Source organism: Actinomycetospora aurantiaca (genome assembly GCF_037401875.1).
GTDB classification, from domain to species: Bacteria; Actinomycetota; Actinomycetes; order Mycobacteriales; family Pseudonocardiaceae; genus Actinomycetospora; species Actinomycetospora aurantiaca.
In genome coordinates this window covers 60,030-79,470 of sequence record NZ_JBBEGN010000011.1, presented here as the reverse complement: position 1 = coordinate 79,470, position 19,441 = coordinate 60,030, and the positions used below count along the sequence as shown (strand labels likewise).

Genomic DNA, 19,441 nt, shown 5'->3' with positions numbered 1-19,441 from the left:
CGGGACGAGCGTGGGCCGCGCCGGGCCCGCCGTCACGCCCGGGACGCGGGCCTGTGGACAACCGCCCCGGGCGGTGCCGGTGGGGACGGACGACTACGGCGGACGGACGTCGAACCCGGTCGCGCGGACCAGCGCGCGGTGCATCGCCCGGCGGGGAGCGCTGCGCCCGGTGAACTGCTCGACCTGGCCGAACGCCTGGTGCAGCAGCATGTCCAGGCCGGTGGCGACCGCGAGCCCCCGACGCGCGGCCGCGGCTGCCAGCGGGGTGGGCCACGGGTGGTAGACCGCGTCCAGCACGACCGCGTCCGCCGGGAGCCCGTCGACCAGGCGGGCCGCGAGCGCCTCGTCCACCGCCCCGGCCGGGGTCGTGTTCACCAGGGCCTTCGCCCGGGAGGTGTCGACCGCGGCGACCTCGTCGAAGGTCCGCACCAGCCCGCGCATCCCGTAGGCGTCCACCACGGCGGCGGTCTCCCGGGCGCGGTCGGGGTCGCGCACCACCAGCTGCACGTCCTCGTTCCCCACCTCGTACAGGGCCCCGACCGCGGCCGACGCGGTCGCGCCCGCACCCAGCAGCACCACGTCGCGCAACCCGGCGGCCAGCGGCGCCGGCTGCGGGATGCCCGCGCCCAGCAGCGCGCCCGCCACGCCGTCGACGTCGGTGCAGTCCGCGACCCAGCCCGCGTCGGTCCGCACCAGGGTGTTCGCGACCCCGAGGCGTCGGGCGCGGGCCGACGCGGTCGTCGCGACGGCGAGGGCGGCCTTCTTGCCCGGCATCGTCACCGAGCACCCGACCCAGGCCGCGTCCAGGGCGCCGACGAGTGCCGGGAGCTGCTCGGCGGTGCACTCCAGGCGCTCGTAGGTCCACCCGCGCAGGCCGAGGGCCTCGTAGGCGGCACCGTGGAGCACCGGGGAGAGCGAGTGCGCGACCGGCGACCCCAGGACGGCGGCGCGGCGGGCGCCCGCCATCAGTACACCCCGCGCGCCTGGGCCAGCCGCCGGTTCGCGTCGTGCTCCTCGGGGGACACCGCGAAGCAGGACGCCCCGGAGTTCTCGCACTTCACGAAGTAGACCCACCCGCCCGTCTCCGGGCCGAGCGCCGCGGTGAGGGCCGGGCCGGAGACCGCGCCGATCGGCGTCGGCGGCAGCCCGAAGTTCAGGTACGTGTTGTAGGGGCCCGGCGCGGCCCGGTCGACCGGCGTGGTCAGCAGCGTCTGCCGGTCGAGCGGGTAGTTGATCGTCGAGTCCATCTGCAGCCGCATCGGGATCGGCAGCCGGTTGTAGACGACCCGCGTGATCTTCCCGAAGTCGGCCTCGATGCCCTCGCGCTCGGCGATCGAGGCGACCACGAGCGCCTGGTAGGGCGTCACGTCGTTGGCCGCGGCCTTCGTCACCAGCCCGCTGGACTCCAGCTGCTCCGCCGAGGCCCGGGTCACCGCGGTGAGGGCCTGCGCGGCGTCGGCGCCGGGCTGCACGTCGTAGGTGCCCGGGGCCACGAGGCCCTCCAGGCGACGCTCGGGCAGCGCCCGCCGGGCCCCGTCGAGGGCCCAGTCCGGGACCCCGAGCTGCGCCGGGTCGGTGGTCGCCATGGTGCGGCGCAGGTCGTCGACCGAGGTGCACCGGCGCTCGCCGGACTCCTCGATCACGCAGGTCGCCTCGGAGATCATGCTCAACACCCCGGGCACGCGGGTGGCGCCGACCCCGGCGGTGTCGTCCAGCTGGATCCCTCCGCGCACCTCGAGGCGGCCGAGGCGGGCGGCGGGGTCGAGCATGCGGGTCACGGCCTGCGCGGCGGGCATGCCCCGGGCCATGTCGTAGAACCCGGGCTGGATGCCGCGCCCGCGCGGGTCGTCCTCGGCGGCCTGCCCGAACCCGCGGGCGGACGCGACGACGCCGTCGGCCGCGAGGCTCTCCCCGATGTCGCGGGTGGAGTCGCCGTCGGCGACCTGCACCACCACGTGGCCGGTGCCGGGGCCGGCGAAGTCGGGCGGGAAGACCACGCCCCACAGGTCCCGGGCGAAGAACGCCCCGCCGGCCAGCGCCAGGACGAGGACGCCGGCAACGAGCGGCCACACGAGCCGTCGACGCCGGTCGGGGCGCTCCTGCTCCGGTCCGGACGGCGGGTCGCCCAGCCCGCCGAGCAGGTCCAGGTCGTCCCCGCCGTCCCCGCCGTTCCCGACGTCCGGGGGGCCGCCGGTGCGGGTCGGGGTCGTCGGTGCCGCTGCCGGGGCCGCCGCACGCTCCGGCTGCGGGGGTCCCTGCCGGTCCGGGCCCTGCCGGCGCTGCTGCGGCCGGGACGGGGCGGGCCGGGGCTCGCGCTGCGGCTCGTGCGACGCGGACGGCGGGCGCTGCCGCGCGGGGCGCGGCGGCGGGCCGGGGAGCACCACCCGGGACGGCACCTCCGGCGCCGGCTCGTGGCGGGTGAGGGTGTCGGTGACCGCGTCCGGCTCCTCGTCCGCGGGGCCCGACCGGGCGGACAGCGTGGTGGTGGGCGGTTCCGGTTCCCGACGCCGGGTCGTGTCCCGGCCGTCGCTCGCCTCGCCTGGGCGCCGCATCCCGCGGCCGCGCCGCGGGACCCGGACCTCCCGCCCCGCCGCGACCGCCGTCGGGTCCGCGGGGCGGCGGTGCTCGGCGCCGGTGCTGCTCGACATCGGGACCAGCCGCGGCGGGCGCGAGGAGTCGCGGCTCACGGGGCCGCCCGGCGGGCGTCGAGCCAGGTCTGCAGGATCTCGACCGCCGCCGCCTGGTCGATCACCCGCCGCTGCGCGCGGCCCTTCACTCCCCGGTCGGAGAGCATGCGCCCCGCCGTCACCGTGGAGAGCCGCTCGTCGGCCATCGTCACCGGAACCCCCGACACCCCGCGTTCGTCGAACACCTCGCGGAGGTCGTCGGCGTAGCCCAGGGCCGCCTGCGCGGCCGGACCCTCACGCCCGGCCAGGGTGCGGGGCAGGCCCACGACCACCTCCACGACCTCGTGCTCGGCGACGAGATCGGTCAGCCGGTCCAGGTCGGACCACGTCGTCTCGTCGCGATCGAGGGTAACGAGCGGCGTCGCGAGCACTCCGGCGGGATCGGAGAGGGCGACGCCGACGCGCACCGCGCCGACGTCGACCCCCAGCACCCGACCGGTCACCGTCAGTGGCCCGCCGCCACCTGCGCGCGGAGGGCGTCGATGGCGGCCCCGATCCCGGCGTCCATCCCGGCCGGTCCGCCCGACGGCGAGCCCCCGCCCTGGGCCAGGTCGGCCTTGCCGCCACCCCGTCCCCCGACGGCGGGGGCGAAGGCCTTGACCAGGTCACCGGCGGCCAGGCCGCGGTCGCGGGCGGCCGCCGTCGTCGCGACGACGAAGGCGAGCTTGTCCCCGTCCGGGGCGAACAGCGCCACCACCCCGGGACGGTCGCCGAGGCGGCCCCGGACGTCGGCGGCGAGGGTGCGCAGGTCGTTGCCCCCGACACCGTCCGGCGTGCGGGCGGCCACGAGCGCCACGCCGCCCACGTCGTCGGCGCCGTCGGCCAGGGAGCCCGCCGAGGACAGGACCTCCTTGGCCCGGACGGCCTCGAGCTCCTTCTCCGCGGCCCGCAGCCGGTCCACGAGCCCGGAGACCCGCTCGGGGAGGTCCTCGCTCGGCGTCTTGAGCTGCTCGGCGAGCTGGCTGACGAGCACGTGCTCCCGGTTGAGGTAGCGGAAGGCGTCGAGACCGACGAGGGCCTCGACGCGTCGCACGCCCGAGCCGACCGAGCCCTCGGCGATGACCTTGACCATCCCCAGCTCGCCGGTGCGGGCGACGTGCGTGCCACCGCAGAGCTCGCGGGAGTACTCCCCCATGTCGACCACCCGCACCTGGTCGCCGTACTTCTCGCCGAACAGGGCCATCGCCCCGAGCTCGCGGGCCCGGTCCATCGTCGTGACGTACCAGTCGACCGGGCGGTCCTCCTGCAGGATCGTGTTGACCTCGTCCTCGACCTCGAGCAGGACCGACGGCGGGATGGCGCCGGTCGGCGAGGTGAAGTCGAACCGGAGCCGGCCCGGGGCGTTGAGCGACCCGGCCTGGGCGGCGGCACTGCCGAGGGCGTTGCGGACGCCGGCGTGGATCAGGTGGGTCCCGGTATGGGCGCGGGCGATCGCGGACCGTCGGGAGATGTCGACCTCGGCGTCGGCGGCGGTGTCGACGGCGATCTCGCCCCCGGTCACCACGCCCCGGTGCACCCGCAGCCCCGGCACCGGCAGCTGCACGTCGTCGACGTGCACGGTGCCGCTCGCGGTGCGGATCGTCCCCGAATCGGCCTGCTGGCCGCCGGACTCGGCGTAGAAGGGCGTGTTGTCCAGGACGACCTCGACGGAGGCACCCTCCCGGGCCACGGGCACCGCGACGCCGTCGACGAGCAGCCCGACGACGCGGGCGGCCGCCTGCAGGTCGGTGTAGCCGAGGAACTCACCGGGCGGGTGCTCCTCGAGCAGGGTCCGGTAGACCGAGTGGTCCGCGCTGCCCTGCTTGCGCGAGGCGGCGTCGGCCTTCGCCCGGGCGCGCTGCTGGTCCATGAGGGACCGGAAGGCGCCCTCGTCGACCTCGAGCCCGGCCTCGGCGGCCATCTCGAGGGTGAGGTCGATCGGGAAGCCGTACGTGTCGTGGAGCAGGAACGCGTTCTCGCCCGAGAGCCGGGAACTGCCGCCGGCACGGGTCTCCGACACCGCGGTGTCGAACAGCCGCGAGCCGGTGGCGAGGGTGGCGAGGAAGGCCTCCTCCTCGTTCGCGGCGACGGCGGCGATGCGCGGGAAGTCCGAGACCAGCTCGGGGTACGAGGGGCCCATGGCGTCGCGGACGACGCCGAGCAGGTCGACCAGGACCGGCTCGGTGATCCCCAGCAGCCGGGCGTTGCGGATCACGCGGCGCAGCAGGCGGCGCAGCACGTAGCCGCGGCCCTCGTTGCCGGGCACCACGCCGTCGCCGATGATCATGGCCCCGGTGCGCACGTGGTCGGCGATGACGCGGAAGCGCACGCCGTCCTCGGGGGACCCGTCGTCGTACGAGCGGCCGGAGAGCTCCTGCACCCGGTCGATCACCGGGCGCACGAGGTCGGTCTCGTAGACGTTGTCCACGCCCTGCAGCAGGAACGCCACGCGCTCGACACCGAGGCCGGTGTCGATGTTCTTCTGCGGCAGCTCGCCGACCGGGGCGGCGCCGTACTTCGGGCTCTGCTCCCCCCGGACGTCCTGCATGAAGACGAGGTTCCAGATCTCCAGGTAGCGGTCCTCGTCGGCCACCGGCCCGCCCTCGACGCCGTACTCGGGGCCGCGGTCGTAGTAGATCTCCGAGCAGGGGCCGCCGGGACCGGGGATGCCCATGTCCCAGTAGTTGTCGAGGCCGTCGCGACGCTGGATGCGCTCCGACGGCAGCCCGATGACCTCGTGCCAGATGCGCTCGGCCTCGTCGTCGTTCTCGTAGACCGTGACCCAGATGCGCTCCGGGTCGAAGCCGTACCCGCCGTCGTCCTGGGAGCCGGTGACCAGCGCCCAGGCGTGGCGGATCGCGCCTTCCTTGAAGTAGTCGCCGAATGAGAAGTTGCCCGCCATCTGGAAGAACGTGTTGTGGCGGGTGGTGTGCCCGACGTTCTCGATGTCGCCGGTGCGCACGCACTTCTGGATGGAGGTGGCGGTCCGGTACGGCGGCGGGGCCTCGCCGAGGAAGTACGGCTTGAACTGCACCATCCCGGCGTTGACGAACAGCAGGGTGGGGTCGTCGAGGATCAGCGAGGCGCTGGGGACGGGGGTGTGGCCGGCGTCCTCGAAGTGGGCGAGGAAGCGTCGGCGGATCTCGTGGGTCTGCACGTGTGGTCCTGCTCGTGGGTGCGTGGACCGACCGGCTCACCGATCGGTTCCGGGAGGAACGGGCGCGACGGGCGGGGGCGCCGCGGGACGGGCGCTCAGCGCCCGGCGGCCCCCCGCCGGGACGCTCGCGCGTGCCGTCCGCTCGGCGTCGTCTCCACGAAGGGCTGGGGCCGCACCGGGATCTCGGTGGTGTCCTCGACCAGCGAGTACAGCTCCTGCTCCCGCTCGGTCATCCCGGCGCGGACCTCGGCGCCGAACGCCCCGAGGCCGGCCCCGAGCTCGCGCAGCCCCTCGCCGAGGCTCGCGCCGACCCCGGCCGGGGTGGCGCGCTGGGTCACCTGGTTCACCTTGCGGGTGGCGCCGACGCCGATGGCGACGCCGACGCCGACCCAGAACAGTCGCTTCATGCGCGGGCGCTCCGCTTGCTCTTGGTGTTCCGCTTCGTGGGCGGTGCGTTCTTCAGCTTGCGCGCCTGGCTCGCCTTGCGCAGCCCATATGACAGGGCTGCGGCCTTCACGAGCGGCCCACCGAGGGTCGCGGTGAACAGCGAGCTCAGCGCGCGGGTGTTCGCCGCGACGGCCTGCGCGCTCGCCGTCACGCCGTCGACGCGCTCGAGCTGGGTGTTGACGGTGGTCAGCGTGACCTGCGCGTCGTCCAGCAGCGGGGCGGACCCCTCGTGCGCCTTGCGGATGGCGATGGTCGCCTCGTCCAGCGTGCGACCCAGCTTGATCAAGGGAACGGCCAGCAGCAGCACCAGGATCACGAACGCCACCGCGGCGATGATCGCCGCGATCTGCCCGACCGACACGGTCATACCCCTTCGGCTGGTGGTCGTGGACCGGGACGGACCTCGCGGGCCGTCGACGGTGGCGGCAGGTTACCGGGTGACCATGATCGGTGTGTGGTGCGCCCACGGCGTCACCGGCGGGGACCGCCCGTGCGCGACGACCCGGTACCCGTCGTCGGGCGGGCTTCCGCGGGAGACTCGAACTCGTGTGGCGTGTCGCCGCTCTGCTTGCGCGTGTCGCCACTTGAGTTCGGAGTCCGACCGCGAGGTGCGCGGAACGCCCTCGGGATCGGCTCGCTCGTCGTTACCGTGTCGCCATGACCGAGCACGACCTCGTGCCCCGCGTCGACCGCCTGGAGATCCGCGTCGACGGGCTGGAGGAGGACCTCCGTGCCCTCGCGGACACCGTCGACGACATCAGGGTGACCGTCGACGGGCACACCGCGACGCTCGCCGAGCACACCGCGACCCTCGACGGGCACACGGCCACGCTCGACGGGCACACGGAGATGCTGACCGAGATCCTCCGGCGGCTGCCCCCGGTGGCCTAACGCCCGCGAACGACCTCCCGGAGGCGCGCGAGCCGCTCGGAGATCGCCCGCTCCTCGCCGCGGCCGGAGGGCGTGTAGTAGTCCCGGCCGACCAGCTCGTCCGGCGGGTACTGCTGGGTGACGACGGCGGCGCGCTCGTCGTGCGGATAGCGGTACCCCACCGCGTTGCCCAGCTTCTGCGCACCGGCGTAGTGCCCGTCGCGCAGGTGTGGCGGCACCGGGCCGGCGGCGCCGGTCCGCACGTCGGACATCGCGGCGTCGATCGCGCCGATCACCGCGTTCGACTTCGGCGCCGTCGCCAGGTGGATCGTCGCCTGGGCGAGGGCTATCCGGCACTCCGGCAGCCCGATCAGCTGCACCGCCTGGGCGGCGGCGGTCGCGGCCTGCAGCGCCGTCGGGTCGGCCAGCCCGACGTCCTCGCTCGCGTGCACCACGAGCCGCCGCGCGATGAACCGCGGATCCTCCCCCGCGACGATCATGCGGGCCAGGTAGTGCAGGGCGGCGTCCGGGTCGGACCCGCGGATCGACTTGATGAACGCCGAGATGACGTCGTAGTGCTGGTCGCCCGCGCGGTCGTAGCGCACGGCGACCTCGTCGACGACCTGCTCGACGACGGCCAGGTCGAGGACCCCGCCCTCCCCCACCGCGTCGGCCGCGGCCTCCAGCGCGGTCAACGAGCGCCGGCCGTCGCCCGCGGCCAGGCGCACGAGGTGCGCGCGGGCCTCGTCGGTCAGCGTGACGGTGCCCGCCAGCCCGCGCGGGTCGGCGACCGCGCGGTCGAGCAGCGTGCCGACGGCCTCGTCGTCGAGCGCGTGCAGACCGAGCACCAGGGAGCGGGACAGCAGTGGCGCGACCACCGAGAAGCTCGGGTTCTCCGTGGTGGCCCCGACCAGCAGCACGACCCGGTCCTCGACCGCGCCGAGCAACGCGTCCTGCTGGGTGCGGCTGAAGCGGTGGATCTCGTCGATGAACAGCACCGTGCGGCGGGGGTCCGAGGCCGCCAGGCGACGGCGCGCGACCTCGATGACCCCGCGGACCTCCTTGACCCCGGCCGAGAGCGCCGACAACGCCTCGAACGCCCGCCCGGTCGCCTGCGAGATCAGACGGGCGAGTGTGGTCTTGCCGGTGCCCGGCGGGCCGTGCAGCAGCACCGACGCGGGTGCGGCGCCCTCCACGAGCCGGCGCAGCGGGGCCCCGGGCGCCAGCAGGTGGTCCTGGCCGACGACCTCGTCGAGCGAGGCGGGCCGCATCCGGGTGGCGAGCGGCGGGCGCACGTCGTTCCCGGCCGGCGAAGGACGGTCCTCCACGACCCCGCGGGTGACCGGCCGGAGGTCGTCGGCCGCCGGTCGCTCGGGCTCCGGCGGCGCCACGTCGAACAGGCCCTCCTCGCTCACGGGCCCGACGCTACTGCCCGCCCCCGACAGCCCGGCCTCGAGAGTCACATGGCGCAGGTTCCGGGGGCACGGAACCTGCTTGGTGTAGCACTCGGGCAAGTGGCGGGCGCAGCTCGGCGGCCGCCCATTCGCGAGAGTCACATGGCGCAGGTTCCGGGGGCGCAGATCCTGCCTGCTGTAGCACTCGCGCGAGTGGGGCTCCAGGACAGCGAGCCCCTCGCGACGACGGGAGCACGGAGCACCTGCCACCTGCCCGCGACCGCCACCCGCGACGACCCCGCCCGCCCGGCTAGGGTCGATGACCATGCGGGAGATCCTCACCGTGCTGGAGTCCGACGCCCACGCGAGCTCCGAACGCATCGCGACGCTGACCGGGATCGACGAGGCGACCGTGCGCGAGCAGGTCGCCGCGTGGGAGGCGTCCGGGGTGATCCGGCGCTACAAGGCGGTCGTCGACTGGGACCGGTTCGGCGACGAGCGCGTGACGGCCTTCGTCGACGTCACCGTCGCGCCGGAACGCGGGCGGGGCTTCGACGACGTGGCCGAGCGGATCGCCCGCTTCCGCGAGATCCGGGCGGTGCACCTGGTCAGCGGGGCGCAGGACCTCCGCGTCGAGGTGGAGGGCGCGTCGATGAAGGAGGTCGCGGACTTCGTCGCCCAGAAGCTCTCCGGGATCGACCGCGTCACCGCGACCAGCACGCACTTCCTGCTGCGCCGCTACAAGGACGACGGCCAGCTGCTGACCGACCCCGAGCCCGACCAGCGGCTGTCGGTGACGCCGTGAGCGCCCCGCAGAAGCCGTTCTCCCGCACGGTCGAGGCCATCCCGCCGTCGGGAATCCGCAAGTTCTTCGACCTCGCGCAAAGCATGCAGGGCGTGATCTCCCTCGGCGTCGGCGAGCCGGACTTCCCGACGCCGTGGAGCGCCCGCGAGGCCGCGATCCACGCCCTGGAGCACGGTGCGACCACCTACACCTCGAACAGCGGTCTGCTCGAGCTGCGCGAGGCGGTCACCGACGACCTCGCCGACCGCTACGGCGTGCGCTACCGCGCCGAGGACGAGTGCCTGGTCACCAGCGGGGTCTCCGAGGGCCTGGACCTGACGCTGCGGGCGCTGCTCAATCCCGTCGACGAGGTGATCGTCCCGGAGCCCTGCTACGTCGCCTACCAGCCGTGCGTGGCCTTCGCCGGAGGCGTGCCGGTGCCGGTCGCGCTCGACCCGGGGGACGCGTACCGGCTGGACCCGGCGATCATCGGCGCCGCGATCACGGAGAACACGAAGGCGATCCTGTTCGGCTCGCCGTCGAACCCGACCGGCAGCGCCCAGAGCGCGGCCGACCTCGAGGCTCTCGCGGCACTGGCCCGCGAGCACGACCTCTGGCTGGTCTCCGACGAGATCTACGACCGGCTGACCTATCACGGCACCCACACCCCGGCCGCCGTGGCCGCCCCCGAGCGGACGGTCCTGCTCGGCGGGTTCTCGAAGTCCTACGCGATGACCGGCTGGCGGGTCGGCTACGTCTGCGCGCCCGAACCGCTCGCGCGGCTCATGCACCGCATCCACCAGTACACGATGCTCTGCGCCCCGCACATGTCGCAGATCGCCGCGCTCGAGGCGATGCGGACCGCCCAGGACGAGGTGGACGAGATGGTCGCCGACTACGACCGCCGCCGGCGGCTGTTCTCGAAGGGTCTCGACGAGCTAGGGCTCACCTGCCCCGTCCCCGGCGGCGCGTTCTACGTGTTCCCGTCGATCACCTCGACCGGCATGTCCTCCGAGGAGTTCGCCGAGGGCCTGCTGACGCAGGAGAAGGTGGCCGTGGTGCCGGGCAACGTCTTCGGCCCCTCCGGAGAGGGGCACGTGCGCTGCTCCTACGCCACGGCCCTCCCCCAGCTCGAGCAGGCGCTCGAGCGGATCGCCCGGTTCATCGGTTCCTGACGGTTCAGGCGCGCGCGAAGGCCGGGAACGGCGGCAGCGGCACGTCGCCGCCGTACGGGGCGAGCGCGCGCACGACCGCGTCGGCGAGGTCGACGACGGCCTGCTCGCGCTGGCGGACGGCGTCGGTCCGCAGCCGCTGCCAGTAGCCGGAGAGCACCGCGGCCGCCCGGTCGCGCGGCCGGCCGACCACGACCTGCTCCGGCCCCGACGACGCCCCCACGACGACGGGGAGCAGCGAGCGGGTGGTGACCCAGACCCACAGCGTGGTCGCCGCGAGGTGCCGGGGCCCGGCGATCGCCGGGTCGGCGAGCTCGGGCCACACCCCGGCGACCTCGGACTGCCAGGACGCGGTCATCGCCTCGGCCATGCCCGTCGGGAGCGAGTACGGCGCGGCCCAGCCCGGGAACGGCAGCCGGACCGACGACGCCGTGAACGCCACGTCGCGGAAGCAGCCCCACTCGAAGTCCAGGAAGCGGGCTCCGGCCCCGGTGAACAGGCAGTTCTCCGGTGAGACCTCGGAGGGGCTGAAGGCGCGGTAGGGCGTGCCGCCGAGCAGTCCCGCCGCCGCGCGGGCGTGCGCGACCGCGGCCGGGGCCGCCTCGACCCGCAGGCGCCCCGCCAGCAGGTCCGGGATCTCGGCGAGGGCGCTGCGGGCGTCGTCGGCCAGCGGGTCGCGCCAGTGCCGCACCCCCGAGCGGCGCAGCAGGGCGCCGAAGTCGCCCTCGCGGGCGGCGGTCGCGGCCTGCAGCCGGCCGAGCGCGCGGGTGGCGCCGAGCAGCGCCCGCTCCGCCGCCTTCGCGTCGTCGGTGTGGAGCTTGTCGGCGAGGGTGGCTCCGCGGCCGAGGTCCTCGAGCACGAGCAGGCGGCGCTGCGGGTCGTTCGCGTACAGGGTCGGCGTGGCACGGTCGTCCGCGGGCATCGCGGTGAAGAGCTGGCAGCTCGCGGCCTCGTAGGGGAACGGGTCGGCGCGGCCCGTCGTCCCGCTGGGGTCGACCGGGCCAAGGTAGTGCTTGACCACCAGCGAGCGGGGCAGCGAGAAGGGGTTCTCGGCCACGCGGACCCGGACGACCCGCGAGCGGTGACTACCGCCGAGGTCCTCGGCGTCGGCCAGCCGGACCCGGGCCCCGGTGCGCCGCGTGAGCACCTCCTCGGCGAGCGCGACCGTGTCGCCGAGCGATCGTTCGGTGGGCTCGGCGGGGGTCCCGCGGGAGTCGAGCGAGGACGGAGCGTCGGAATCGTCGGCCGTGAGCGGGGTCATCAGACGATGGACCCTACGCCCCGGCGCGTCTACTACTCGCGAGTAACACGGACTGAACCTTCTCGGAATCGATGCACGTGGGTGTTCACAGCACCACGAAACGGTTGCGCGACGTCACCGTGTGTGGCAATGACGGCGCACAACCGAACGCGCGATCGGCTAGCGGGAGGGCTGGTCGCCGGGGTCGTCGACCGGGCGTTCCTGCGGCTTCACCGGGTTCGCGGGAACCGGCTTCGCGTCCACACCCGCCTCCTTGCGCTGCAGCGCCGTGATGGGCGCGGGCGCGGCGGTCAGCGGGTCGTAGCCGCCACCGGTCTTGGGGAACGCGATGACGTCGCGGATCGAGTCGACGCCGGCCAGGAGCGCGCAGATCCGGTCCCAGCCGAACGCGATCCCGCCGTGCGGGGGCGGGCCGAACGAGAAGGCGTCGAGCAGGAAGCCGAACTTCTCCCGCTGCTCCTCGGCGGTGAGGCCCATGAGCGCGAACACCCGCTCCTGGACGTCCTGCCGGTGGATACGGATGGACCCGCCGCCGATCTCGTTGCCGTTGCAGACGAGGTCGTAGGCGTAGGCCAGCGCGTTCGCCGGGTCCTCCTCGAACCGGTCGATCCACTCCGGGGTCGGCGAGGTGAAGGCGTGGTGCACCGCGGTCCACTGCCCGGAGCCGACGGCGACGTCGCCGGCCGCGGTGGCCTCGTCGGCCGCCTCGAACAGCGGGGCGTCGACGACCCACACGAAGGACCAGGAGCCCGGCTCGATGAGGTCCTGACGACGGGCGATCTCGCCGCGCGCGGCGCCGAGCAGGGCCCGCGACGACGAGCGCGGTCCGGCGGCGAAGAAGATGCAGTCGCCGGGGTTGGCGCCCACGGCCTTCGCGAGCCCCTCGCGCTCGGTGTCCGACAGGTTCTTGGCGACGGGGCCGCCCATGCCGACCGCGCCGTCGTCCCCGACCAGCACGTAGGCCAGGCCGCGCGCGCCGCGCTGCTTGGCCCACTCCTGCCAGCCGTCGAACGTGCGGCGGGCCTGCGACGCGCCGCCGGGCATCACGATCGCGCCCACGTACGGCGCCCGGAACACCCGGAACGGCGTCTCGGCGAAGTACTCCGTGAGCTCGGTGAGCTCGAGGCCGAAGCGCAGGTCGGGCTTGTCCGAGCCGTAGCGCGCCATGGCGTCCGCGTAGGTGATCCGTGGTACCGGCGACGGCAGCTCGAAGCCCGCGAGCTCCGACCACAGCGCACCGATGACCGCCTCACCGAGGGCGATGACGTCGTCCTGGTCGACGAAGCTCGCCTCGATGTCGAGCTGGGTGAACTCGGGCTGGCGGTCCGCGCGGAAGTCCTCGTCGCGGTAGCAGCGCGCGATCTGGAAGTACCGCTCGAGCCCGCCGACCTGCAGCAGCTGCTTGAACAGCTGCGGCGACTGCGGGAGCGCGTACCAGCTGCCCGGGCGCAGGCGGGCCGGCACGAGGAAGTCGCGGGCCCCCTCGGGGGTCGACCGCGTCAGGGTCGGCGTCTCGACCTCGACGAAGTCGCGGTCGGACAGCACGTCGCGGGCGATCTTGTTGGCGCGCGAGCGCATCCGGATGGCGTGCGCCGGACCCTCGCGGCGCAGGTCGAGGTAGCGGTAGCGCAGCCGGACGTCCTCGCCCGGGGTCTCGTCCATCTGGAAGGGCAGCGGCGCGGACTCGGAGAGCACGGTCAGCTCGGTCGCGCTGATCTCGACCGACCCGGTCGCGAGCTCGGAGTTCTCGCTGCCCGCGGGCCGCGCCTCCACCGCACCGACCACCTGCACGCAGTACTCCGAGCGCAGTCGGTGGCTCGCCTCGGCCACCTCGCCGGAGCGGAACACGACCTGGACGATGCCGGACGCGTCGCGCAGGTCGATGAACACCACGCCGCCGTGATCGCGGCGGCGGGCCACCCATCCGGCGAGGGTGACGGTGGCGCCGACGTGCTCGGCGCGCAGCGTGCCGGCGGGGTGCGTGCGCATCATCTGCGGTGAATCTCCTGGTCGCGTCGGGTGGGAGGCACCCAGGCTATCTAGCCGCTCACGCTCGGCCCCGCCCGGTCGAGGTGGATCCGTACGGCGACCCGACGCTCGCGGCGCATCGCCTCGTCGAACTCGTCCCAGTCGTCGTGCTCGCCCCCGGAGACCTGTCGGTAGAGGGTCCGCAGCGGCTCGTGCGCGGCGGGCAGGTCGACGATCTCCACGTCGCCCTCCACCTGCGCCCACTCGCCGAAGAACCCGTCCGGGAACACGCAGACCCAGGCCCGCGGCGTCCGCCGGAGGTTCTTCGCCTTCATGGCGGTCTCCCGCGTGCTGATCACGGCCGCGCCCTCGTCGTCGATCCCGACGACGACGGGCGAGAGCTGCGGGGCCCCGTCGGAGCGGGTGGTGGCGAGGACGGCGTGGTGGTGCTCGCGGAGGTAGGCGCGCGCCTGGTCGAGGTCCATGCCGTGCGAGTACCCCGCGGGCGGTCAGCCGTCGTCGAACGCGCCCCGCCGCGTCGCGTCGGCGGCCGCGGCGGCAGACCCGGCGAGCAGTCCGCCGGCGAGCCAGAGCGCTCCGGCGGCCCCGGTCGTCCCGGCGACGAGGCCCGCCCCGGCCGGCACCGCCACCTGCCCGACGCGGTGGGCGAGCAGGCGCAGCGCGAGCGCGGTCGACCGGGCCGAGACCGGGGCCGAGCGCACGGTCAGCGTCATCGTCAGCGGCTGGCCGATGCCGAGGAAGAACCCGCACAGCGGCAGCGCGACGGCCATGACCGGCACGCCCGCCCCCGGCCACGCGGCGACGACCAGCGACACGGCCGACCCGCCCGCACTCGCGACGACGAGGGTGGAGCGCGCCCACCGGGCGGCGAGCCGCCCCAGCAGCAGCCGGGAGGCCAGCGAGGCGCCGGCCCGGGCGCCGAGCAGCACCCCGACGACCGACGGGGCGATCCCCCGCTCCTCGGCGAGCAGCGGCAGGTAGGCGGTGACGAGGTCGACGGTCGCCAGCAGGGCGAGGCTCACCAGCAGGCCCGGCCGCATGCCCGGGCGGCGCAGCAGGGCCGGGATGCCGGTGCGCTCGCCCACCGGCACCGGCCCGGCGTCGGGAAGGGGAATCGCCCGGCGCAGCCGACGCCAGGTCATGACGGCCGCGACCGGCAGCGCCGGGAGCACGCACGTGCCGGCGACGAGCAGCGCCGTCCGACTGGCCGGGAGCAGGGCGGCGCCGCTCGCGTCGCCGAGCAGGGCGCCGGCGAGCAGCGGGCCGGCGAGCTGCCCCGCGGAGGTGACGGCGGTGAAGAGCCCGAAGGCGCGGTCCAGCTCGCCGCTCGGGCTGCGGGCCGCGACGAGGCCCTGCGCGGCGATCATGAAGGCGAGGTGGCCGAACCCCAGGGCGGTCGAGGCGAGGGCCACCGACCACAGTGCGTCCGCGCTCGCGAGCAGCAGCGGTGCGGAGCCGAGCAGGACGACGCCGAGCAGCAGGACCTCGGCCGATCGCCCGAGCCGGTCGGTCGCGCGCCCGAGCGGCACCGCCACGACGATCGGCAGGAGCGCGTAGGCGGCCGTGACCAGCCCGACCGCGCCGGCGTCCGCGCCCAGCCCGATCGCGCGGTAGGAGACCAGCGGGCGCGCGAGGTTGAGGGCGGTCTGGGTGGCGAGCACGCACACCAGCAGGCCCAGGAACCAGGAGGGGACGCGCCGCACGCCACCGATGCTGGCCGATCACGGGCGCGACCAGAACGGCCGCCGCCGTGACCACTACGACCACTACGCGGTTCGCTTCCCCAACGTCGACCTCACGACGCGGCGGCCCGCACGGTGTCCCCCATCACGCCGGAGCGGTCGTGGTCGCACACCTGTGGAGGCATCGCCGTGCTCGTCATCCTCGGCTTCGTGATGATCGGGGTCTTCATGACCCTGATCATGACGAGGACACTCACCCCGGTCGTCGCGCTCGTGCTGGTGCCGACGATCTTCGGGCTCTTCGCGGGCGCCGGGCTCGGCCTGGGCGACATGGTCATCGACTCGGTGCAGGACCTGGCCCCGACCGCGGCCCTGCTGATGTTCGCGATCATCTACTTCGGGACGATGATCGACGTCGGGCTGTTCGACCCGATCGTGCGCGGCATCCTGCGGGTGGTCGGGGACGACCCGGCCAAGGTCGTGGTCGGCACCGCGGTGCTCGCGGCGGTCGTCTCCCTCGACGGCGACGGCTCCACCACGTTCATCATCACGGTGGCCGCGATGCTCCCGGTGTACCGCCGGCTCGGGCTCTCCCCCGTGATCCTCACCGCCGTCGCCGGCGTGGCGAACGGCGTCATAAACATCGTCCCGTGGGGCGGCCCGACCGCCCGTGCCGCGAGCGCGCTGAAGCTCTCGCCCTCCGAGGTGTTCGTGCCGATGATCCCGTCGCTGCTCGGCGGCATCGCCACGGTGATCGTGCTCGCCTATGTGCTGGGTCGCCGGGAGCGCACCCGCCTGGGTGCGGACGCGTTCGCCGAGGTCCGGGCGTCGGTCGGGGGCGAGCGGGTCGCCACGGGGACCGGGAGGTCGACGGCGGTCCTCACCCCGCCGTCGGGAACGCCCGCGGTCGGCGCCGGCGGCACCGGTGCCGGCGACGACCAGGGCGTCGAGGGTGCGCTCGACCCGGACCGCCCGACCCTGCGGCCGCGTCTCTACTGGTTCAACGCCGCGCTGACCGTGGCCATGCTCGGGCTGCTGATCCTCGACGTGCTCCCGATCGCCGTGCTGTTCATGATCGGGTGCGGGATCGCGCTCGTCGTGAACTTCCGGTCGGTCGACGAGCAGGCCGCGGAGCTCAAGGCGCACGCCGGCAGCGTCGTCTCCGTCGTCTCGATGGTGCTCGCGGCCGCCGTCCTGATCGGCGTCCTCGACGGGACCGGCATGGTCGACGCGATGGCCCGGTGGATGGTCTCGGTCATCCCGGCCTCGTTCGGCCCGTTCATGGGCGTGGTCACCGCGCTGATCTCGATGCCGCTGACCTTCCTGATGTCCAACGACGCGTTCTACTTCGGCGTGCTGCCCGTGCTGGCCGAGACCGCCGCGAACTACGGCATCTCCCCCGCCGAGATGGCGCGGGCCTCGATCGTCGGGCAGCCGGTGCACATGCAGAGCCCGCTGGTGCCCGCGATCCTGCTGCTGGTGGCGCTCGCCAAGGTCGACCTGGGCGACCACCACCGCAAGGCCCTGTGGATCGCGGGCCTGGCCTCGCTCGCGATGCTCGTCGTCGGCGTGCTGGTCGGGGCGATCCCGTTCCTGGCGTGACGGCCCTCAGCGGGCCCGGTAGCGGCGCTCGGGCCGGCCGGCGGTCCCGTACCGCAGCCGGACCTCGGCCCGCCCGGCGTCGGTGAAGAACTCCAGGTAGCGCCGGGCGCTCACCCGCGAGATCCCCACCCGCTCCGCGGTCTCCGCCGCCGACAGGTCGCCCTCGGCGTCCCGCAGCGCGGCGGCGACGAGGTCCGCGGTCTCCCCGGACAGGCCCTTGGGCAGCGACGCCCGGGGGCCCGTCCGCGTCCCCGGGGCCGACGCCGGGCCGGTGGGCCGGGCCGGGCCGCCGCCGAAGAGCTGGTCGACGGCGGACTGGTCGGCGTCCTGCTCGGCGGGCAGCGCCCGGCGGCCCGCCGCGTAGTGCAGGAGCCGGTCGCGGAGGTCCTCGAACCCGAACGGCTTGATCAGGTAGTGGACGACGCCGCCGCGGACCGCCGCCCGCACCGTCTCGGCGTCGCGCGCCGCGGTCACCATGAGGACGTCCAGGTCGGGCAGCGCGGCCCGCAGGTCGGCGAGGACGTCGAGCCCGCCGCGATCGGGCAGGTAGAGGTCGAGCAGCACGAGGTCCGGGCGCAGCTCCACCGCCCGGGCCAGGGCCTCCGCCCCGGTGTGGGCCACCCCGACCGGACGGAACCCCGGCGTCCGGGCCACGAAGCCGCCGTGGACCTTCGCGACCATGAAGTCGTCGTCGACGACCAGCACGCGCAGGGCGCCCTCAGTGCCCGGCCCCGACCCGTCGGTCATCGGTCGTCTCCCTCCTCGGCAGCCACGCGGTGAACACGGCACCCTCCCCCGGCCGCGAGCGCACCGCGACCTCGCCGCCGCGGCGGACGCACACGGCCCGGACGAGGGCGAGCCCGATGCCGCGGCCGTCGCCCTTGGTGGACACCCCGCGCCCGAAGACCGCGTCCGGCGGGTCCGTGCTGACCCCCGGCCCGGTGTCGGTGACCTCGACCCGCACCGGGCCCGCCGTGTCGTCCGCGGCCGGATCGGCCAGGTCGACGGTGACCGTGCCCCCGGTGAGGACGTCGAGGGCGTTGTCGACCAGGTTGCCGACGATCGTCACGAGGTCGGCCGACAGGTCGTCGGACACCCGCCCGAGCGACCCCGTGACCTCCAGGACGACCCCGCGCTCGCGCGCCAGGCGGGCCTTGGCCACGAGCAGCGCCGCCAGCGACGGGTCGCCGACCCGGCCGGTCACGGCCGCGTCGTCCTCCGCCGACCCCTGCAGCGTGCCGACGTAGCGCACGACCTCGTCGTACTCGCCGATCTCGATCAGCCCCGAGATGGTGTGCAGCCGGTTGGAGAACTCGTGGGCCTGCGCGCGCAGGGTCTCGGTGGTGCCGCGGGTGGTGCCCAGCTCGCGCTGGAGCGCGGCGAGCTCGGTGCGGTCGCGCAGGGTGGTCACCCATCCCCGCACGGTCCCGTCCACCAGGAACGGCCGGCGGTTGGCGACCACGACGGCGTCGGCGCGCGGGATGACCGCGTCCTCCGCCCGCTCCGGCCCGCCGAGCACGGCCCGGACCTCCGGGTCGATCCCGAGCTCGGCCAGCGTCCGCCCGGCCGCGGAGTCCGGCAGGCCCAGCAGCGCGCGGGCGGTGTCGTTGACCAGGACGATCCGGCCGTCGGCGTCCACGCCGAGCACGCCCTCCCGGATGCCGAGCAGCATGGCCTCGCGCTGCTGGACCAGGGCGGTGATCTCCCGCGGCTCGAGCCCCAGCGTCTGGCGCTTCACCCGGCGAGCGAGCAGCAGCGAGCCCACGACGCCGAGGGCGGTCGCGAGCCCGAGGTAGGTCAGCAGGTCCGGGGCGGACGCGGCGAGGCGGGTCAGCACGCCCGGCAGGTTGCTGGTCACCGCGACCGCCCCGAGCCGACGGCCGTCGGCGGCGACCACCGGCACCTGGGCGGCGACCGCGAGCGGGCCGTCCGGGGTGAGCCGCAGCGCGCCGGTCCAGCTGCGGCCGTCGGCGACCCGGCTGGGCTCCCCGCCGTCGGCGTCCGCCGTCGGGAGCGGGGTCCCGACGAGGGCGAGGTCGGTGGCGGTCACGACGGTCAGGTCGGCGTCCGCGACCACCACGACGGACACGCCCGACACGGCCCGCGCCCCGTCGGCGACGGCGGTGACCGGGTTGCGGGGCGACACCGTGGACGCGGCCAGGGCCTGGCGCACGACGCCGTCGACCGCGACGTCCTCGGCCACGGCGAGCACCCGGCGGCTCTCCGTGCGGGTGAACGCGGCCAGGGACTGCGTCACGCTCACGGCCGCGACCGCCACCAGCACGAGCGCGACCACCCCGAGCTGCAGCACGAGGGCCTGCCCGGCCAGCGTGCTGCGGCGACCGGCCCACGACCACCACCGGGTCGCGCGGGGCTGGGTCACGCCGAGCAGTCTGGCGGCTCCGGCCGCCGGTTTC

General features: G+C 75.0%; 17 protein-coding genes. 4 read left to right on the top strand and 13 right to left on the bottom strand.

What is annotated here, in order from left to right; all coding sequences use genetic code 11:
• Positions 1 to 93 precede the first annotated feature (93 nt).
• From WCD74_RS20575 to WCD74_RS20550, 6 genes are all read right to left on the bottom strand, one after another.
• On the bottom strand, positions 94 to 966 hold the full coding sequence (locus WCD74_RS20575) for a shikimate dehydrogenase (RefSeq protein WP_337696744.1): 873 nt from the start codon (positions 964 to 966) through the stop codon (positions 94 to 96).
• Positions 966 to 2,648: an endolytic transglycosylase MltG gene (locus tag WCD74_RS20570; protein ID WP_337696743.1), complete on the bottom strand. Its 1,683-nt coding sequence runs from the start codon at positions 2,646 to 2,648 to the stop codon at positions 966 to 968. The genes WCD74_RS20575 and WCD74_RS20570 overlap by 1 nt, the downstream gene beginning before the upstream one ends.
• Positions 2,649 to 2,683: 35 nt before the next feature.
• Entirely contained in the window at positions 2,684 to 3,118 is a 435-nt protein-coding gene (gene ruvX, locus WCD74_RS20565) for a Holliday junction resolvase RuvX (RefSeq protein WP_373696105.1), read from the bottom strand.
• Positions 3,119 to 3,132: 14 nt separating this feature from the next.
• Positions 3,133 to 5,823, bottom strand: coding sequence for an alanine--tRNA ligase (gene alaS, locus WCD74_RS20560; RefSeq protein ID WP_337696741.1), 2,691 nt, complete (start codon positions 5,821 to 5,823; stop codon positions 3,133 to 3,135).
• Positions 5,824 to 5,918: 95 nt separating this feature from the next.
• The gene (locus WCD74_RS20555; protein ID WP_337696740.1) at positions 5,919 to 6,230 is read right to left on the bottom strand and encodes a hypothetical protein; all 312 of its coding nucleotides are present in this window, start codon (positions 6,228 to 6,230) and stop codon (positions 5,919 to 5,921) included.
• Positions 6,227 to 6,631: a DUF948 domain-containing protein gene (locus tag WCD74_RS20550; RefSeq protein ID WP_337696823.1), complete on the bottom strand. Its 405-nt coding sequence runs from the start codon at positions 6,629 to 6,631 to the stop codon at positions 6,227 to 6,229. The genes WCD74_RS20555 and WCD74_RS20550 overlap by 4 nt, the downstream gene beginning before the upstream one ends.
• A 296-nt stretch (positions 6,632 to 6,927) precedes the next feature.
• On the opposite strand from WCD74_RS20550, the gene WCD74_RS20545 reads away from it, so the two are divergent.
• On the top strand, positions 6,928 to 7,161 hold the full coding sequence (locus tag WCD74_RS20545) for a hypothetical protein (protein WP_337696739.1): 234 nt from the start codon (positions 6,928 to 6,930) through the stop codon (positions 7,159 to 7,161).
• Here WCD74_RS20545 and WCD74_RS20540 read toward each other — a convergent pair.
• On the bottom strand, positions 7,158 to 8,555 hold the full coding sequence (locus WCD74_RS20540; protein WP_337696738.1) for a replication-associated recombination protein A: 1,398 nt from the start codon (positions 8,553 to 8,555) through the stop codon (positions 7,158 to 7,160). The two genes, WCD74_RS20545 and WCD74_RS20540, sit on opposite strands and share 4 nt — an antisense overlap.
• A 304-nt stretch (positions 8,556 to 8,859) precedes the next feature.
• On the opposite strand from WCD74_RS20540, the gene WCD74_RS20535 reads away from it, so the two are divergent.
• A complete protein-coding gene (locus tag WCD74_RS20535) occupies positions 8,860 to 9,339 on the top strand; it encodes an Lrp/AsnC family transcriptional regulator (protein WP_286054461.1) in 480 nt (159 codons plus the stop codon).
• A complete protein-coding gene (locus WCD74_RS20530; RefSeq protein ID WP_337696737.1) occupies positions 9,336 to 10,493 on the top strand; it encodes an aminotransferase class I/II-fold pyridoxal phosphate-dependent enzyme in 1,158 nt (385 codons plus the stop codon). Before WCD74_RS20535 ends, WCD74_RS20530 begins: the two co-directional genes overlap by 4 nt.
• 4 nt (positions 10,494 to 10,497) lie before the next feature.
• On the opposite strand, the gene WCD74_RS20525 is transcribed toward WCD74_RS20530, so the two are convergent.
• From WCD74_RS20525 to WCD74_RS20510, 4 genes are all read right to left on the bottom strand, one after another.
• The gene (locus WCD74_RS20525; protein ID WP_337696736.1) at positions 10,498 to 11,751 is read right to left on the bottom strand and encodes a hypothetical protein; all 1,254 of its coding nucleotides are present in this window, start codon (positions 11,749 to 11,751) and stop codon (positions 10,498 to 10,500) included.
• A 159-nt stretch (positions 11,752 to 11,910) separates the two neighbouring features.
• On the bottom strand, positions 11,911 to 13,743 hold the full coding sequence (aspS, locus tag WCD74_RS20520) for an aspartate--tRNA ligase (protein ID WP_337696735.1): 1,833 nt from the start codon (positions 13,741 to 13,743) through the stop codon (positions 11,911 to 11,913).
• A gap of 47 nt (positions 13,744 to 13,790) precedes the next feature.
• Positions 13,791 to 14,204, bottom strand: coding sequence for a PPOX class F420-dependent oxidoreductase (locus WCD74_RS20515; RefSeq protein WP_337696734.1), 414 nt, complete (start codon positions 14,202 to 14,204; stop codon positions 13,791 to 13,793).
• 24 nt (positions 14,205 to 14,228) lie between these two features.
• Positions 14,229 to 15,443: an MFS transporter gene (locus WCD74_RS20510; protein WP_337696733.1), complete on the bottom strand. Its 1,215-nt coding sequence runs from the start codon at positions 15,441 to 15,443 to the stop codon at positions 14,229 to 14,231.
• Between the two features lie 168 nt (positions 15,444 to 15,611).
• Here WCD74_RS20510 and WCD74_RS20505 point away from each other — a divergent pair, with 168 nt between their 5' ends.
• The gene (locus tag WCD74_RS20505) at positions 15,612 to 17,024 is read left to right on the top strand and encodes a CitMHS family transporter (RefSeq protein ID WP_337696732.1); all 1,413 of its coding nucleotides are present in this window, start codon (positions 15,612 to 15,614) and stop codon (positions 17,022 to 17,024) included.
• Positions 17,025 to 17,030: 6 nt separating this feature from the next.
• Here the strand turns inward: WCD74_RS20505 and WCD74_RS20500 are convergent, their stop codons facing one another.
• Positions 17,031 to 17,771 (bottom strand): response regulator, encoded by a 741-nt coding sequence (locus WCD74_RS20500; RefSeq protein WP_337696731.1) that lies wholly within the window; start codon positions 17,769 to 17,771, stop codon positions 17,031 to 17,033.
• Complete coding sequence (locus WCD74_RS20495; protein ID WP_337696730.1) at positions 17,743 to 19,407, bottom strand: sensor histidine kinase; 1,665 nt, start codon at positions 19,405 to 19,407, stop codon at positions 17,743 to 17,745. Before WCD74_RS20495 ends, WCD74_RS20500 begins: the two co-directional genes overlap by 29 nt.
• Between the last annotated feature and the right edge of the window lie 34 nt (positions 19,408 to 19,441).

Coding starts and splice junctions, on each gene's coding strand:
- WCD74_RS20515 (WP_337696734.1), bottom strand. CDS start 14,204: ATGGACCTCGACCAGGCGCGCGCCTACCTCCGCGAGCACCACCACGCC.
- WCD74_RS20555 (WP_337696740.1), bottom strand. CDS start 6,230: ATGAAGCGACTGTTCTGGGTCGGCGTCGGCGTCGCCATCGGCGTCGGC.
- WCD74_RS20545 (WP_337696739.1), top strand. CDS start 6,928: ATGACCGAGCACGACCTCGTGCCCCGCGTCGACCGCCTGGAGATCCGC.
- aspS (WP_337696735.1), bottom strand. CDS start 13,743: ATGATGCGCACGCACCCCGCCGGCACGCTGCGCGCCGAGCACGTCGGC.
- WCD74_RS20525 (WP_337696736.1), bottom strand. CDS start 11,751: ATGACCCCGCTCACGGCCGACGATTCCGACGCTCCGTCCTCGCTCGAC.
- WCD74_RS20500 (WP_337696731.1), bottom strand. CDS start 17,771: ATGACCGACGGGTCGGGGCCGGGCACTGAGGGCGCCCTGCGCGTGCTG.
- WCD74_RS20535 (WP_286054461.1), top strand. CDS start 8,860: ATGCGGGAGATCCTCACCGTGCTGGAGTCCGACGCCCACGCGAGCTCC.
- WCD74_RS20570 (WP_337696743.1), bottom strand. CDS start 2,648: ATGTCGAGCAGCACCGGCGCCGAGCACCGCCGCCCCGCGGACCCGACG.
- WCD74_RS20575 (WP_337696744.1), bottom strand. CDS start 966: ATGGCGGGCGCCCGCCGCGCCGCCGTCCTGGGGTCGCCGGTCGCGCAC.